The sequence below is a fragment of the Rhizobium sp. TH2 genome (genome assembly GCF_024707525.1).
Classification (GTDB): Bacteria; Pseudomonadota; Alphaproteobacteria; order Rhizobiales; family Rhizobiaceae; genus Rhizobium_E.
The window spans coordinates 3,193,482-3,209,122 of sequence record NZ_CP062231.1 but is presented as its reverse complement, the minus strand read 5'-3'; the positions used below and the strand labels follow the sequence as shown (position 1 = coordinate 3,209,122).

General features: G+C 60.6%; 15 protein-coding genes and 1 other RNA gene. 9 read left to right on the top strand and 7 right to left on the bottom strand.

What is annotated here, in order from left to right; translation table 11 throughout:
- Positions 1 to 33 precede the first annotated feature (33 nt).
- The gene (locus IHQ71_RS15890; RefSeq protein ID WP_258157432.1) at positions 34 to 1,446 is read right to left on the bottom strand and encodes an FAD-binding oxidoreductase; all 1,413 of its coding nucleotides are present in this window, start codon (positions 1,444 to 1,446) and stop codon (positions 34 to 36) included.
- Between the two features lie 96 nt (positions 1,447 to 1,542).
- Between IHQ71_RS15890 and IHQ71_RS15885 the strand changes: the two genes are divergently transcribed.
- Positions 1,543 to 2,046: a thioesterase family protein gene (locus tag IHQ71_RS15885; protein ID WP_258157431.1), complete on the top strand. Its 504-nt coding sequence runs from the start codon at positions 1,543 to 1,545 to the stop codon at positions 2,044 to 2,046.
- A 162-nt stretch (positions 2,047 to 2,208) separates the two neighbouring features.
- Here the strand turns inward: IHQ71_RS15885 and IHQ71_RS15880 are convergent, their stop codons facing one another.
- From IHQ71_RS15880 to ssrA, 3 genes are all read right to left on the bottom strand, one after another.
- Positions 2,209 to 2,394: a DUF4169 family protein gene (locus IHQ71_RS15880; protein WP_258157430.1), complete on the bottom strand. Its 186-nt coding sequence runs from the start codon at positions 2,392 to 2,394 to the stop codon at positions 2,209 to 2,211.
- Between the two features lie 9 nt (positions 2,395 to 2,403).
- Positions 2,404 to 2,922: an SspB family protein gene (locus tag IHQ71_RS15875; RefSeq protein WP_258157429.1), complete on the bottom strand. Its 519-nt coding sequence runs from the start codon at positions 2,920 to 2,922 to the stop codon at positions 2,404 to 2,406.
- Between the two features lie 126 nt (positions 2,923 to 3,048).
- Positions 3,049 to 3,404: a transfer-messenger RNA gene (ssrA, locus tag IHQ71_RS15870) on the bottom strand.
- Between the two features lie 209 nt (positions 3,405 to 3,613).
- Between ssrA and IHQ71_RS15865 the strand changes: the two genes are divergently transcribed.
- Complete coding sequence (locus tag IHQ71_RS15865) at positions 3,614 to 6,880, top strand: choice-of-anchor Q domain-containing protein (RefSeq protein ID WP_258157428.1); 3,267 nt, start codon at positions 3,614 to 3,616, stop codon at positions 6,878 to 6,880.
- A gap of 101 nt (positions 6,881 to 6,981) precedes the next feature.
- Here IHQ71_RS15865 and IHQ71_RS15860 read toward each other — a convergent pair whose 3' ends face one another.
- Entirely contained in the window at positions 6,982 to 7,419 is a 438-nt protein-coding gene (locus IHQ71_RS15860) for a CBS domain-containing protein (RefSeq protein WP_258157427.1), read from the bottom strand.
- 267 nt (positions 7,420 to 7,686) lie between these two features.
- Here IHQ71_RS15860 and IHQ71_RS15855 point away from each other — a divergent pair, with 267 nt between their 5' ends.
- The 6 genes from IHQ71_RS15855 (at position 7,687) to IHQ71_RS15830 (ending at position 12,915) form a co-directional block, all read left to right on the top strand.
- Positions 7,687 to 8,484, top strand: coding sequence for a thymidylate synthase (locus IHQ71_RS15855; protein WP_258162853.1), 798 nt, complete (start codon positions 7,687 to 7,689; stop codon positions 8,482 to 8,484).
- Positions 8,481 to 9,002 carry a dihydrofolate reductase gene (locus IHQ71_RS15850; protein WP_258157426.1) on the top strand — a complete coding sequence of 174 codons (522 nt, stop codon included), beginning with the start codon at positions 8,481 to 8,483 and terminating at the stop codon, positions 9,000 to 9,002. Before IHQ71_RS15855 ends, IHQ71_RS15850 begins: the two co-directional genes overlap by 4 nt.
- Positions 9,003 to 9,141: 139 nt before the next feature.
- Positions 9,142 to 10,239: an FtsH protease activity modulator HflK gene (hflK, locus tag IHQ71_RS15845; RefSeq protein ID WP_258157425.1), complete on the top strand. Its 1,098-nt coding sequence runs from the start codon at positions 9,142 to 9,144 to the stop codon at positions 10,237 to 10,239.
- Positions 10,236 to 11,153, top strand: coding sequence for a protease modulator HflC (gene hflC / locus IHQ71_RS15840; RefSeq protein WP_258157424.1), 918 nt, complete (start codon positions 10,236 to 10,238; stop codon positions 11,151 to 11,153). Before hflK ends, hflC begins: the two co-directional genes overlap by 4 nt.
- Positions 11,150 to 11,338: a DUF2065 domain-containing protein gene (locus tag IHQ71_RS15835; protein WP_258157423.1), complete on the top strand. Its 189-nt coding sequence runs from the start codon at positions 11,150 to 11,152 to the stop codon at positions 11,336 to 11,338. Before hflC ends, IHQ71_RS15835 begins: the two co-directional genes overlap by 4 nt.
- A 17-nt stretch (positions 11,339 to 11,355) precedes the next feature.
- Positions 11,356 to 12,915 carry a Do family serine endopeptidase gene (locus IHQ71_RS15830; RefSeq protein WP_258157422.1) on the top strand — a complete coding sequence of 520 codons (1,560 nt, stop codon included), beginning with the start codon at positions 11,356 to 11,358 and terminating at the stop codon, positions 12,913 to 12,915.
- 27 nt (positions 12,916 to 12,942) lie between these two features.
- Here IHQ71_RS15830 and IHQ71_RS15825 read toward each other — a convergent pair whose 3' ends face one another.
- Positions 12,943 to 13,788, bottom strand: a complete 846-nt coding sequence (locus IHQ71_RS15825; RefSeq protein ID WP_258157421.1) for an MBL fold metallo-hydrolase — start codon at positions 13,786 to 13,788, stop codon at positions 12,943 to 12,945.
- Positions 13,785 to 14,672, bottom strand: coding sequence for a phosphoserine phosphatase SerB (gene serB / locus IHQ71_RS15820; protein ID WP_258157420.1), 888 nt, complete (start codon positions 14,670 to 14,672; stop codon positions 13,785 to 13,787). The genes IHQ71_RS15825 and serB overlap by 4 nt, the downstream gene beginning before the upstream one ends.
- Here serB and miaA point away from each other — a divergent pair.
- Complete coding sequence (miaA, locus tag IHQ71_RS15815; RefSeq protein WP_258157419.1) at positions 14,671 to 15,570, top strand: tRNA (adenosine(37)-N6)-dimethylallyltransferase MiaA; 900 nt, start codon at positions 14,671 to 14,673, stop codon at positions 15,568 to 15,570. The genes serB and miaA overlap by 2 nt on opposite strands.
- The last annotated feature ends 71 nt before the right edge of the window (positions 15,571 to 15,641 follow it).

The window sequence follows — 15,641 nt, the reverse complement described above, 5'->3', positions numbered from 1 at the left end:
GGATTTCCCCCGTGGCGCAAGCGCCAATGCGCCTCAGTCCAGCGCGAAGATCTTGCCGGGGTTGAAGATGTTGAGCGGGTCGAGGCTGCGCTTGATACGGCGCATGATCTCGACCGAGCCGCCGAGTTCGCCCTCGAGGAATTCCTGCTTGCCCTGGCCGATACCGTGTTCGCCGGTGCAGGTGCCGTCCATTTCGAGCGCCCGGGCGTTGAGGCGGGCGATGAAGGCTTCGGCGCCTGCGACCTCGACGGGATCTTGGTCGTCGATCACCAGCGAGACGTGGAAATTGCCGTCGCCGGCATGTCCCACGATCGGGGCTATCAGTCCATGCGCATCGATATCGGCCTCGGTGGCGGAGACGCATTCGGCAAGCCGCGAAATCGGCACGCAGACATCGGTGGCTATGGCATTGGCGCCGGGCCTCAGCGCCTTGGCCGACCAGTAAACATCGTGGCGAGCCTTCCAGATCCTCGCCCGCTCCTCGGGATTGGTTGACCAGACGAAGCCGCTCGCGCCATTTTCGGTGGCGACCTCGCCGAAGGCTTCGGACTGGAGCTTCACCGAAGCCGGCGAGCCGTGGAATTCGAGGAACAGAGACGGTGCCTCGGGGAGCGAGAGGCCTGAATAGACATTGCAGGCACGCACCTGCAGCGCGTTCATCAGTTCGATGCGGGCGACGGGAATGCCGAGCTGGATGGTCATGATCACGGCCTCGCAGGCTTCACGAACCGTCGGGAAGCTGCAATAGCCGCCGGCGATTTGCTCCGGGATGCCCTGAAGTCTCAGCGTGATCGATGTGAGGACACCGAGAGAGCCTTCGGAGCCGACGAAGAGACGCGTGAGGTCGTAGCCGGCGGATGATTTGCGGGCACGGCGGGCGGTGCGGATTTCCTCGCCATCCGATGTGACTGCCGTGACGGCCAGCACATTGTCCTTCATCGTGCCGTAGCGCACGGCATTGGTGCCGGAGGCGCGGGTTGCCGTCATGCCGCCGATCGAGGCATTGGCGCCGGGGTCGATGGGGAAGAACAGGCCGGTGTCGCGAAGCTGTACGTTGAGTTCCTCGCGGGTGATGCCCGGCTCGACGGTGCAGTCGAGATCCTCGACATTGACCTCCAAAAGCCGGTTCATGCGCGAGAAATCCAGCGAGAAGCCGCCGGAGGGAGCATTGACCTGGCCTTCGAGCGAGGAGCCGGTGCCGAAGGGAATGAGGGGCACGCGATATTCGCTGGCGATGCGGACTGCGCTCAGGACATCGTCCTTCGATTCCACGAACAGCACGCCATCGGGAAGCTGGGGCGGCACCCATGTCGTGGTATGGGCGTGCTGGGCGCGGATGGCCTGGCCGGTCTGGAAACGCTCGCCATACATCTGCTTGAGGACGGATGTGGCCGATTTCAGCCCTTCCTCGTTGCGCTCGCCCAGACGGATTCCGGAAATACCCATTGTTCCTGCCTTGAATTTTCAACGCTTTGTATTTGGATTCGTGCGAAGTAATGTGCCAGATAGGCTACCTTGTCCAGCCGGAGAATCTATCCCGCGATGTCCGACCCCGTGCATTTCGATACCCCCATCATCAGCCAACTCATGACGGTCGAGGATGCATGGATCGACTATAACGACCATCTCAACATGGCCTATTACAACGTTCTGTTCGATCGCGCGTCGGATACGGCGATCGACATCCTGAAGCTCGGCGAGGCCTATAGGCAGGCCGAGGACAAGACGCTGGTGACGGCCGAGGCGCATGTGACCTATCTCAGGGAACTGAAGGCGGGCGCCGAGGTGCGGGCCAGCTTCCGGCTGCTCGATGCCGATGCGAAGAGCCTGCATATCTACCAGGAACTCTTTCACTCCGACGGCTGGCTTTCGGCGACGTCGGAGAGCCTGCTGCTGCATGTCGACCTCACTGCCGCGCGGGATACGCCGCGCGTGGTGCGCTTTTCCGAGCAAGTCACAGGTGATATCCAGACCATGCTGCGCTACCACCGCACGCTGCCGCGGACCAAGCATATCGGCAAGGTGATCGGCATCCAGCGGCGGTGATCGGCGGTGGTTTGCGGCAACTGCTGAAAAACAGATTCAGGCGACTTCATGTTTTGAATCAGATTCAGGTAATCGCGCCAAGTAATTGACATTCGTCAATTTCTGTAACTTCCGGGAGCCTCTGTATTTAACGCGAATGTGCCGCCCGGATGCGTCCAACCCTTATTCCGGCTTTTCCAGCTTGCCCTGATCGAGCGCCTTCTCGACCTTGGCATTGAGCGCGCGGGTCACGGCTTTTTCGTGCTTGGCGCGGCCGAACTGGGCGCGGTTTTCCGCGGCGGTCTGTTCCTTTTCCGCGCGGGCTTTCTGCTTGCGGGCCTGTCTCAGATTGATGACATCGGCCGCCACTGAGGTGCCTCAGTTCTTCTTGCGGAAGGAATCGAGGGACACGACAGAGCCGCCGGCGGGTTTTGCCTCGGCCTCGCCCTCGGTCTTTTCGACGGAGACGATCTGGATCTCCGTCGCCTGCTGTTCCGGATAGGCGGTGATCTCGGCGCCGCCTTCGGCCTCCTCGGCGAGGGAGACGTCGAATTCGAGTTCGAAATTCACCGACGGGTCATAGAAGCCGCGCACGGCGCTGAACGGGACCGTGAGCTTCTCCGGCTTGTCGGAGAACGACAGGCCGATCTCGAAATAACCGTCATAGACCTTCAGATCCCAGAACTGGTGCTGGACGACGATGGTCATCTGCTCGGGATATTTCGACTTCAGGTGCTGCGAGATGCGCACGCCCGGGGCTTCGGTGAGGAAGGTGATGAAGAAGTGATGATCGGCAGGCAGGGAACCGGTGGCGGCCACTTCCGACAGGACCTTGCGGATCACGCCGCGAAGCGCGTCCTGTGCCAAGATGTCGTAGCGGATATGGTCCTGCCCCATGATGATTCCCGTATTTTCGTCTGTGAGTTGGGGCCAACTATGCCATTTTATGATGACTTGGCAAAGCCTTTCATGCGCCGCCACAGGGCCAGAAGGCGTCAAAAACCGTAAACAAGAGCGAGAGAAAGTGAAGGCTTCTGTTGCCAGGTGCCTTCGAACCCCGCCTTACAGTGCTACCCGCAAGGACTTGATTTGAAGTGTCACACTGCGATTAAGCAGCGAGACGTGCTTCAGCATAGTTGTCGTTTGCAACTATAATGTTAGCCCGATAACGGTGGTACAATGCCGAGTAAAAAGACGATCTTTACGCCCTTGTCGATCCTATTTCGCCCCCATCAGAAGCCGTTCCGTTGCAACGGTTTCTGGTGGAGGCGCCGGGTACCGCCCCCGGGTCCAATGGGTTTATTTCACCGCTCGTTTATCACCATATCCGGCAAGCCGGCACTTCCTATATAGGGATTATCGAGTGGTTTGCAAAGTGGACGGCAGGACTTTTCGATGCCAATCGTCCAATCTTGCTGGCTTGCAACCACAACGAGTTTGTATATTGTGCGCTCAAACAAAAAAACCTCAATTACTTCATTAACACAAATAATCTTCCGGCCGATTTTCGTCGGCAGAAGGATTCAATGAAATTTAACGCACCCGCGCTGGGGGACTGAGCGCCGGTATTCCTGAGCGGGAGAATATCATGGCGACGCATATAGTAACCACGACAGATGACGTGGTCGATGAGAATGACGGCGTACTGTCGTTGCGCGAGGCTATCGCGCTCGCCAATGCCGATAGTCTTCCAGATAATATCAAGTTTGCCGCGGAAGTGAGCGGCGGGACCATCGTCCTGTCTTCCGAACTGGCGATCACGGACGACCTGACGATCGACGGTGATATCGATGGCGACAACGAGGCCGACATCACGATCTCCGGAAACGACGCCAGCCGCATCGTCAACATAACCGGTGCCACGACGGATGTGGCGCTGAAGAGCCTGACTCTGACCAACGGATATTCGGCCGATCATGGTGGCGCGGTGCGCGCATGGGATATCGGCAAGCTGACCATTCTCGACACAACGATCCAGAATAGCAAATCCGATTCCTACGGAGGCGCGATCAGGGCCTATGGCGCGGAGGTGGAGATCGTCAACTCGCTCCTCGATCACAATTTCTCCGGCGAGGAGGGCGGCGGCCTGTTCATGTCGGACAGCGACACGACGATCGTCAATTCGACATTCTACTGGAATGATGCAGCGAACGGGGGCGGAGGAATAAGCACCTGGACCTCCAACCTGGATATCTACAACAGCACCATTTACAACAACGGATCTGTCTTGGAAGGCGGCGGCGGCGGTATTCGTGATCTGGGATCGACCATCACGATCGCGAATTCGGTGATTGCCCTCAATGTTTGCGGAGCCGATTTCACGACTGTGGATGACGTGGAAGGCACGCTCGTTTCGGCGACCAATAGCGCATTTTCGACGAGTCCCATCATCACCACCAGCCAATCAAACCTGCTCAATATCGGGCAACCGGGGCTCGACCCCAATCTCGCGGACAATGGCGGAACGGTTCAGACCCTTGGCATCCTCCCGGGCAGCGTGCTGATCGATGCCGGAAGCAACGCAGCGATTCCCCAGGATTTTCTTGATCTCGACGGCGATCTTTCGTCGATCGATCCCTGGCCCTACGATGCGCGCGGTTACGATAGGATCAGCAATGGCACGGTCGATATCGGGGCAGCCGAATTCCGGCAGGGTATCGACTACGATCTCCATGCTGGGCTTCTGGCACTGTCGCTTGCGGACCAGAACGGGGATGCGGTTGCCGCGAACGATCTCTTCGACGGCGATCATGAAACCATCGTCTTCGTGCTCGACCGGGCCGTCCATGGCGACAACGTGCCGCCGCAGACCCAGGCGACGATCGCCCAGGCCAATGCCCTGCTGGCCGCGGCGCAGACGGCCGGGCACGACCTCGACATACGCATCGTCTGCCTCGATGGATACGACGGCCCGCTGGAGGGGCTGTCCGAGGGCATGAGTCTGTTTCATCTGGTGGATCATGGTTCCGAGGAGGCTCAAGCGGCGGCGTACGACCTGAGGGTCGCATATGCCCTCGTGTCCGGCCTCGACGCCTCCACGATGCCGTTCAAGGCGCTCCATCGGCTGCCTGGTACGACCGACATCGACATCGTTGCTTCGACGGAACAGACAGTACAGATCGGCGCCGGCTTCTACCAGCAGAAGGTGCTCGCGACACCGCTGGAAGCGGCGCTGGCCGGAACGGGCGCGGCAATAGACCTCACGGAGTTCGTGACCCCGGTCGCCGGCGATTTCGTTGACGTCGGTGCGTTCGACGAAGTCGGTGAAGTGGTGCCCGATCTGACGTTTACGGATGCGGATGGCGAAGCCTTCTCATTGCGGGGGGAGGGTAAGGGCCTGATGGTCCTTACCTTCTGCGCCCAATGGTGTGGACCGTGCCAGTTTGCCGCCACGGAGCTCCCGGAGGTCATGGCAAATGTCGGGGACGGGTTCACCTTCGTCGAGATCATTCTCGAGAACGCCAACAGTGGAATTGCGACGACGGCCAACGCAAACCAGTGGCGCGTGAAATATGATCTTACCGACCCGGTCGTGACTCCAAACGGGGATGCGCAGACGGCCGTGGACCTGATCCGCGGCGTCGATCTCAAAGGCTATCCCACCTACCTGATCATCGACCAGAAGACGGGTGAGATCGTCAGCCGGTTTTTCGGCCAACCCGGGGAGGAAGGCTTCACCGAAGCTCTGCTCGACGTTTCAGGCGATTATTACGGCGCGCTCGCCCGGAAGAAGTTCGAGGGGACTTCGAAGAAGGACACGTTCGAAGGCGGATTGGGTTTCGACACGATTTCGGGGGCGAGCGGAAACGACACGCTTTCGGGCGGAAACGGCAACGACAAGATCGCCGGGGGCGACGGCAACGACACTCTCTTGGGGGAAACCGGCAGTGACACGCTGAGTGGCGGCGCCGGCAGCGATACGATCACCGGTGGTGAAGCAAATGACGTGATCGACGGCGGCGCCGACGTGGATAATCTCGACGGGGGCACAGGCAATGATACGGTCGCCGGCGGGGCGGGCGCGGATATGCTCGCCGGAGGCGAGGGACGCGATACGCTTTCCTATGCGGCATCGAACGCAGCCGTCGCGATCGATCTGTTGACCAACACGGTCCAGGGCGGTCACGCAACCGGCGACGTCATCCTGTCGTTCGAGAATGCCAGGGGCTCGCGCTTTGCCGACATCCTGACGGGCGACGACTTTTCGAACACCTTCGAGGGCGGTATTGGTGGTGACACGTTGGCCGGTGGCCTTGGCAGCGACACGCTTTCTTATGCAAGTTCAATCGCGGGCGTGACCATCAACCTCAAAAACGGTGTTGCCAGCGGTGGAGACGCCAAGGGCGATCAGTTCACAGGTTTCGAGAACGTCATTGGAAGCAGGTTCGACGATGTCATCACTGGCGACGATGGCGACAACGACCTGGATGGTGGCACAGGCAACGATATCCTGATCGGCGGGGATGGCTTCAATCATCTTGTCGGCGGCAAGGGCATCGACAAACTGACAGGCGGCGCTGACCTGGATCGTTTTTACCTGTCTCCTGACAAAGCCGACCGAGACGTGATAATCGACTTCTCCAACGATCTCCTCATTATCGAAGCGCGCCTGTTCGGCCCAGGCTTCGGGGCCGACGACAAAGCGGCTGTATGGGGGGGAGAGTTGGATGCGGCACTCTTTGTTGCCAACACGACCGGCCTGGCGGAGAGCGCGGAAGACCGACTGATCTACAATACCGAGACGGGAAAGCTCTTCCTCGATGTAAATGGATCAGCAAATGGCGGTTCGCGGTTGATCGCGACATTCATCGGCACGCCACCGGAACTGACGGCGGCGAGTTTCGATCTGCAGTGATCGAGCGAACCTCCTGCTCCGCCGCCGAACGAGATGCATTTCTCATTGGCGGCGGCTTTGCTTGAACCGACAGAACGTTTTCACTCCGACGGGCTGGCGGCCTACATTCGCGTCTGGCTGTGCTGGCCGCCGGGGCGCGAGATTTCGGCAAGGGCCGCACCCGCATGGCTGTTGCCGCCATGGTTGGCCAGGTCGCCTAGCGACAGGATGCCGACGAGGCGCTTGTCGCGGTTGACCACCGGTAGCCGGCGGATTTGCTGGTCGCCGAGATTGTCGAGCACATGTTCGGTGTCTTCATCATCGAAGCAGTATCTGACATCAGCCGTCATGATATCGCCGACGGGCGTTTCGGTACCCAACCCTCTTGCGACCGCGCGCACCGCGATGTCGCGGTCGGTGATCATGCCAACAAGCCGGTCGTGATCACTGACGGGCACCGCGCCGGCATCGATGTCGGCCATGATGGCAGCGGCATCTCGAATCGTCTGGTTGGGGTTGGTCATGCGGACGTCCCGCGTCATGATTTCGCTCACTCTCATTGTCGTCTCCCATGTCCGAGGTTGAATCGAATAAACGACCGGTGAGGCGAAGGGTTCCCGCCAATATCTCGGTTGGCTTCAATTTCGGTCGATATGGCTCGCAAGGCGCTCCGGCGGGCGGGAGACAGACGGAAACGGTTCTCCACCAAGTGCCCGACCGCAACTCGCAAGGTGTGGAAGACAAAACCATGGAAAATTTTCGTTGCCCCGTTCATTTAGCTTTGCATGCGATGCATAATGAGGACCACGAATCTGGCGGCGGCAACCATGAAGCAATATCTCGATCTTCTCAGGCATGTGATGGATAGCGGTTCGAACCGGGGCGACCGCACGGGTACCGGCACGCGTTCGGTGTTCGGCTACCAGATGCGTTTCGACCTCGGGGAGGGCTTTCCAGTCACCACGACCAAGAAGCTGCATCTGAGGTCGATTATCCATGAACTGCTCTGGTTCCTGAAGGGCGAGACCAATATCCGCTATCTCAAGGAGAACGGGGTTTCGATCTGGGATGAATGGGCCGATGAGAACGGCGATCTGGGGCCGGTCTATGGTGCCCAGTGGCGGTCATGGCCGGCGCCGGGCGATGGTGCGCCGGTCGACCAGATCAAGAACCTGATCGAGGGACTGAAAACCAATCCGCTTTCGCGCCGGCATATCGTCTCGGCCTGGAATCCGGCGCTGGTCGATGAGATGGCGCTGCCGCCGTGCCACTGCCTGTTCCAGTTCTATGTCGCCGATGGCAGGCTTTCGTGCCAGCTCTACCAACGCTCGGGCGACATCTTCCTCGGCGTGCCTTTCAACATAGCCTCGTACGCGCTCTTTACGATGATGGTGGCGCAGGTGGTCGGCCTGAAGCCGGGCGACTTCGTCCATACGCTGGGCGATGCGCATATCTATTCCAACCACTTCGAGCAGGCGAAGCTGCAACTGTCGCGCACGCCGAAGAAACTGCCTGTCATGCGGATCAACCCCGATGTGAAGGACATTTTCGGCTTCACGTTCGAGGATTTCGAACTCGTGGGCTATGAGGCCGACCAGCATATCAAGGCGCCCGTGGCGGTATGACACCAGACATTTCCTTCGTTGTCGCGATCACTGAGAACAATGTGATCGGCCGGGATGGTGGGCTGCCCTGGCGGCTGTCGACCGACCTCAAGCGGTTCAAGGCGTTGACCCTGGGCAAGCCGGTGGTGATGGGGCGGGTGTGCTACGATTCGATCGGCAAGCCGCTGCCAGGCCGGCCGAATATCGTCATCACCCGCAATCCCGATTTCAAGCCGGAGGGCGTGATCGTCGTCCATTCGCTCGAGGATGGAATGGAACGAGCGCGATCGGAAGCGGAGAAGCTCGGCGTCGGTGAAATCTGTGTCATCGGCGGCGGTGTCATCTATCGCGAGGCGCTCAAGCTCGCAACGATCCTGCATGTCACCCATATCAAGGCGACGATAGAAGGCGACACCTTCTTCCCGGAGATCGATTCCGCGATCTGGCAGGCCGGAGAGGCGGAGGATGTGCCGGCTGGTGAAAAGGACGACTTTCCGACCCGTTTCGTTACTTACCGGCGTAAAACCGCCGGGGTTTGAATTGCTTCAACATATTTTGATCAAAAAGCGCTGATCTCTGGCGGCTTACGTTGAAACCGTCTAACGGGATACTTATAACGGTCTCGGGAAACTGCGGGAGGTTCCCTTCCGCTCGAAGTTTATCAAATAAGAGGTATGGATGCCCTGGAGTAATCAGAATGGCGGCGGCGGCCCTTGGGGTGGCGGCGGCGGTGGCAAGAACCAGGGTCCATGGGGCCAGGGACCGAACCGTCCGCGAAACAATGGCGGCCCGCCCGACCTCGATGAAATCATCCGGCGCGGCCAGGACCGACTGAAGACAATCCTGCCCGGCGGGTTCAATGGCGGCATTGTCGTCATCGTGCTTCTACTGCTCGTTGCCTTCTGGGCGACCCAGGCGATCTATACCGTCCAGCCGGACGAGCGCGGTGTGGAATCCGTCTTCGGCAAGCCGAAGGACGATATTTCCGGCCCGGGCCTGCATTTCATGCTGTGGCCGGTCGAGACAGTCGAACTGGTCAATGTCAACGAACAGCAGCAAAAGATCGGCACATCGACCGGCGGCCAGCAGGCCGAGGGCCTGATGCTGACCGGCGACCAGAACATCGTCAATGTCGAGTTCTCGGTGCTGTTCTCCGTCACCAATCCGCGTGCCTATCTCTATAACGTCGCCGAACCCGGCAAGACGCTTTCACAGGTCGCCGATTCGGTGATGCGCGAAGTCGTCGGTCGCCGTCCCGCACAGGATATTTTCCGCGACAACCGCCAGGCGATCGCCGCGGAGGTCAAGGACGCGATGCAGATTACGATCGACCGCTACAATGCCGGCATCTCGGTCAATACCGTCTCGATCGAGGACGTGTCGCCGCCGCGTGAAGTGTCGAGCGCCTTCGATGAAGTCCAGCGTGCCGAACAGGACGAGGACAAGATGATCGAACAGGCCAACCAGTACGCCAACAAGGTGCGCGGCCAGGCCAATGGTGAAGCGGCGAAGCTGCGTGAAGAAGCGGCTGCCTACAAGAACCAGATCGTGCAGGAAGCGCTCGGTGAATCGCAGCGGTTCCTGAGCGTCTATCAGGAATACAAGAAGGCGCCCGAGATCACCCGCAAGCGCGTCTATATCGAAACGATGGAGAAGGTGCTGTCCTCGTCGAGGAAGATCATCCTGGATTCGGACAAGTCGACCAACGGCGTGCTTCCGTTCCTGCCGCTGAATGAGCTTACCAAGCCCGTCGACACGAAGGGAGCGCAGAAATGACCAGCAACCGTATCGCCATAACAGGCGCAGTGGTGCTCGCCATCCTGCTTCTGATCTACTCGTCCTTCTTCGTGGTCAACCAGCGCCAGCAGGCGATCGTGATCCGCTTCGGCCAGATCACCGACGTCAAGAAGGATCCGGGCATCTATTTCAAGCTGCCCTTCGCCTTCCTCGACGCCGACCGGGTTCAATATATCTCGAACCAGGAACTCAGGCTCGATCTCGACAATATGCGTGTCCAGGTTTCGGGCGGCAAGTTCTACGAAGTCGATGCCTTCGTCGTCTATCGCATTTCCAACGCCCGCCTGTTCCGTGAAGTCGCCGCCGGTGACGTGGCGCAGGCGGAATCGCGCCTTCGCACCCGCCTCGATTCGGCATTGCGCCGGGTCTATGGTCTGCGTGGCTTCGAAGCAGCACTCTCCAAGGAGCGCGGCTCGATGATGAAGGAAGTGCGCAGCGACCTGACCAAGGATGCGGAGTCGCTGGGCCTGACGCTCACCGACGTACGCATCCGCCGCACGGACCTGACCAAGGAAGTTTCGCAGCAGACCTTCGACCGCATGAAGGCCGAGCGTCTCGCCGAGGCCGAGGCAATCCGGGCGCGCGGCAACGAAGGCGCCCAGCGCCGCACCGCCATCGCCGATCGTGGCCGCATCGAGATTCTCGCCGCGGCCAGCAAGGAAGGGCAGATCCTGCGTGGTCAGGGCGAAGCCGAACGCAACCGCATCTTCGGCGAAGCCTTCGCCAGTGATCCGGAATTCTATGCGTTCTATCGCTCGATGACGGCCTATGCCGCAGCACTCGGCAAGGGTGACGCGACGCTGGTGCTTTCGCCGACCTCGGAGTTCTTCCAGTACTTCAACAGTGAAGTACCGAAGACGGCGACGGATGTTCCGGCAGCGCAGGCGCAATGAACGACCTGCTGGCGGGGCTCGCCTTCTTTTTCATCATCGAAGGGCTGCTCTATGCAGCCGCTCCCGGTTTTGTGAAGAGTCTCGCCGCGGTGCTGCCTGAATTTGCTGAGAGCCAGTTGAGGATTGGCGGTATCATCGCCATGGGAATCGGTGTGTTCGGTATATGGCTGATCCGTGGATTCTGAAGCTGAAAGGCACAGATATGACGAAGGTGACTAGCCGTTTTGGAGCGATCGCGCTTGGCGTGGCCCTGGTTTCAGGGGCTCTATCACACGCCATTGCGCAGGAGACGCCCGCGGCCGCGCACCAGACCCAGCATGGGCCGGAATCGGTGGCCAATCTCGCGGAATCCCTGATGGATGCGGTGGTCAACATATCGATCACGCAGAACACCAAGGCTGAAGGCGACGAGGGCGTGCCGACGCCCAACCTGCCCAAGGACGCGCCGTTCCAGGATTTGTTCGACGACTACTTCAAGAAGCGCAATGACGAGGGCGCCAATACGGCGCGCAAGGTGACGTCGCTGGGCTCCGGCTTCGTCATCGATCCGTCCGGCTTCATCGTCACCAACAACCACGTCATCGAGGGCGCGTCCGAGATCGTGGTGAATTTTGCCAACGGCGGCAAGCTCACCGCAAAGCTGGTCGGCACCGATACCAAGACCGATATCGCACTGCTCAAGGTGGAGCCGAAAAAGCCGCTGAAATACGTCAAGCTCGGCGATTCCCGCAAGATGCGGATCGGCGACTGGGTGATGGCGATCGGCAATCCCTTCGGCCTCGGCGGATCGGTGTCGGTCGGCATCGTGTCGGCCCGCAACCGCAATCTCAACGCCGGCCCATATGACAACTTCCTGCAGACGGATGCGGCGATCAATCGCGGCAACTCCGGCGGGCCGCTGTTCAACATGTTTGGCGATGTGATCGGCATCAACACGGCTATCTATTCGCCATCCGGCGGGGGTTCCGTGGGCATCGGCTTTGCCGTGCCGACCGAGATCGCGGCGCATGTCGTCGCCCAGCTCAGGGAGTTCGGCGATGTTCATCGCGGCTGGCTCGGCGTGCGTATCCAGCCGGTCACCGATGACATGATCGCCGACCTCAAGCTCGAGACGCCGCGCGGCGCGCTGATCTCGGGCATCGTCAAGGGCGGGCCGGTGGAAAAGGGGCCGATCGTTGCCGGTGACGTGATCCTGAAGTTCAACGGCCTGGATATTCTTGAAATGCGCGACTTGCCGCGCGTCGTGGCTGACAGCCCGCTCGACAAGCCGCTCGACGTGGTGGTGATCCGCAAGGGTGAGCAGCTGACGCTGAAGGTGACGCTGTCGCGCCAGCCGGCCGAGGACAAGAAGAGCGATGCCGAGAAGCTCGCCGAACAGCTCGAGAATAACGGGCTTGCCAAGCCGGAAGGTATCGACCCCGTCGATCCCAAGGATGCCAAGCCGAAAACCGCACCGATTACGCCAGCCGAAACCCTTGGCCTGACGCTTTCGCCGCTGACGGCGGAGAACCGCAAGGAATTCTCCATTCCCGAAAACGTCGAGGGCGTGCTGGTACTGGATGTGCCGGCCAACACCGCAGCGCATGAGAAGGGCATCCGCAAGGGTGACGTGATCGTAGAGATCGCCCAGGATTTCGTGGAGTCGCCCGAAGATGTGGCCGGTAAGATCACCGAACTGAAGGCTGATGACCGGCGCAACGCCTATCTCATGGTGGCGAACCAGAAGGGCGAGTTGAGGCTGGTGGCGGTGCCGATAGAGTAGGGCGCGCCCCGCCACGCGCGACGAGTGTCAGGGCGTGTGCCGGTAGGGCTCCGGGATCCAGCGGTAGGCGTCGCCATCGGGGACAACATGACCGAAGCACGGAAAATCCATGTGCATTCCAGCGGCAAGGAAGCCTTCGCGGGCGGCCCTGCGGAAGGCACCCCGGCGGCTCGCTGCCGATTGTGCCGTGTCGGTGTCATAGCTCATCGATGCCTCGGGATGCTTGAACTGGATGGCGGGCAGATGGACCACGTCGCCCCAGATGAGGAGTCGTTCTTCACCAGATTTTAGAAGCCAACCGGTGTGGCCGGGCGTGTGGCCCGGCAGGAACACCGTTTCGATTCCATAAAGAATTGCTCCGCCTTCGATGAGCCGCAGACGGTTGGTGTAGGGCGCTATGGCGCGCGGCAGGTAGTCCGGAGGCGCGAGCGGGGCGTCGGCAGTTCCGAAGCGGGAGCGGTGCTCTTCGGCATTCATGATCAACTCGGCATTTGGAAACGCGGCCGAACCATCGGACAAGACAAGGCCGCCATAGTGGTCAGTGTGGAGATGCGTCATGAGGACGGCGCGAACCCGATCAGGATCAATGCCGGCCGCGAGCATGTTGGCGCGGCTGAGGCCCAGGTCCGCATCGAGTTCGGGTGCACCACCGGCATCGATGACGATTGTCTCCTCGCCGCGCGTCACGGCGAAGATCGATGTGGGCAACAGCGGTGGAAATGGGCGAAGGCTTTGGTCCTGCAGGCGGCGAGCCTCATCCTGAGGGATGCTCGTGACGGCCTCGAGCGAAACCTCCACCATGCCGTCGAAAATCGCGGTGACAATCAGATCGCCGATCTGGCGGTGGTAGAAGCCGGGATTGCTTGTCTTCATGATACAAAATCACTCTTCCGATACCCTTGCAAATAAAGCAGCGCCGTCAAATCCCCATGGTCGATGCGGATTTTCGCTTCCGCCGCCACGGATGGCTTGGCGTGGATGGCGACGCCGGAGCCGGCGAGGTGCAGCATGCCGAGATCGTTGGCGCCATCGCCGACCGCGATTGCCTCATCGGGCGTGATGCCGAGGCGGGCGGTGATTTCATTGAGGGCATCGACCTTGGCCTGCTTGCCGAGGATGGGCTCGGTGACTTCACCAATGAGCTTGCCCTCCTTCTCGATCAGCACATTGGCGCGGTTCTCGTCGAACCCGATCGTGGCGGCGATGCGGTGGGTGAAGCTGGTGAAGCCGCCAGAGACGAGGGCGGTGTAGTAGCCCTTCGATTTCATCGTGCGGACGAGCTCGATGCCGCCCGGGGTGAGCGTGATGCGCTTTTCGATGACGCTTGCGATCACCGAGACATCGAGCCCCCTCAGCAGCGCGACGCGCTCGCGCAATGCCGGCTCGAAGGCGATCTCGCCGTTCATGGCGCGGGCGGTGATCGCCGAGACCATGTCCTTGAGGCCGACTTCGGCGGCGAGTTCGTCGATGCATTCCTGGCCGATCATGGTGGAATCCATATCGGCGATCAGCATTTTCTTGCGGCGGGTTTCGGCGTCCTGGACCACGACATCGACCGGTTCGTCACGCACTGCTTCGCGCAGGAGCGCCAATTGTTCGGCTGCGGCCGGTTCGTCCCTGAGGGGCAGGTCGCAGGCGACGCCATCCGCCAGCCAGTAGACGCCCGAGGCGTTGACGGCATTGGCCGCCTTTTCGGCAAGGGCGGGCGTCAGCTTCGGATTTGACGGATTGGCGATAAGCGTGGCAACGAGGGCCATGAACAAAATTCCTTCGACCAGAATGGACGCGATCCTGATAACCGGGCCAACCGCCAGCGGCAAGTCCGCTCTGGCCGCGGAACTGGCGCGGGAACACGGCGGCGAGGTGATCAATGCTGACTCGATGCAGGTCTACGATACGCTGCATGTGCTGACGGCTCGGCCCGATATCGACGACATGGGCGGCGTGCCGCATCATCTGTATGGCGTGGTCCCGGCCGCGACCGCCTATTCCACCGGCGAGTGGATGCGGGCCGTCACGCCGCTGATCGAGGATTTGCGGGCGCGAGGCAAGCTTCCGGTTTTCGTCGGCGGCACCGGGCTCTACTTCAAGGCACTGACAGGCGGGTTGTCCGACATGCCCGAGATACCTGCACCCATCCGTGCAAAATGGCGGGCGCGGCTTGCCGAGGATGGACCATGGGCACTGCATGCCGAACTCGGCGCACGCGATCCTGAAATGGCCGACCAGTTGAACCCTTCCGACGGTCAGCGGATCCTCAGGGCGCTTGAGGTGAAGGAGGCGACCGGTCGCTCGATTTCCGTCTTCCAGGAGAAGCCTGGTGCGGCAATCATCGATCCGGGCCGGGCGATGAAGATCATCGTCGAGCCGGAGCGGTCGGTGCTGCATGACAGGATCAACCGGCGGTTCGAGACCATGCTGGACCGTGGCGCGATCGAGGAGGTGCGCGCGTTGGTGGCCCTCGATCTGCCCAAGGCGCTGCCCGTCATGAAGGCCATCGGCGTGCCGCAGATATCCGCCATGCTGCGGGGCGAGATGACGTGCGTCGAGGTCATATCCCAGGCGTCGGCGGCGACGCGGCAATATGCCAAGCGGCAGATGACATGGTTCCGCAACCAGATGGATGAAAGCTGGACGCGGATCGGATCCGACTGATCGGTGATGAATGACTATCCCAAGGCCGCCGATCGAGTATACTGCGGACGGGAGAATTGCCAGCATCCTCG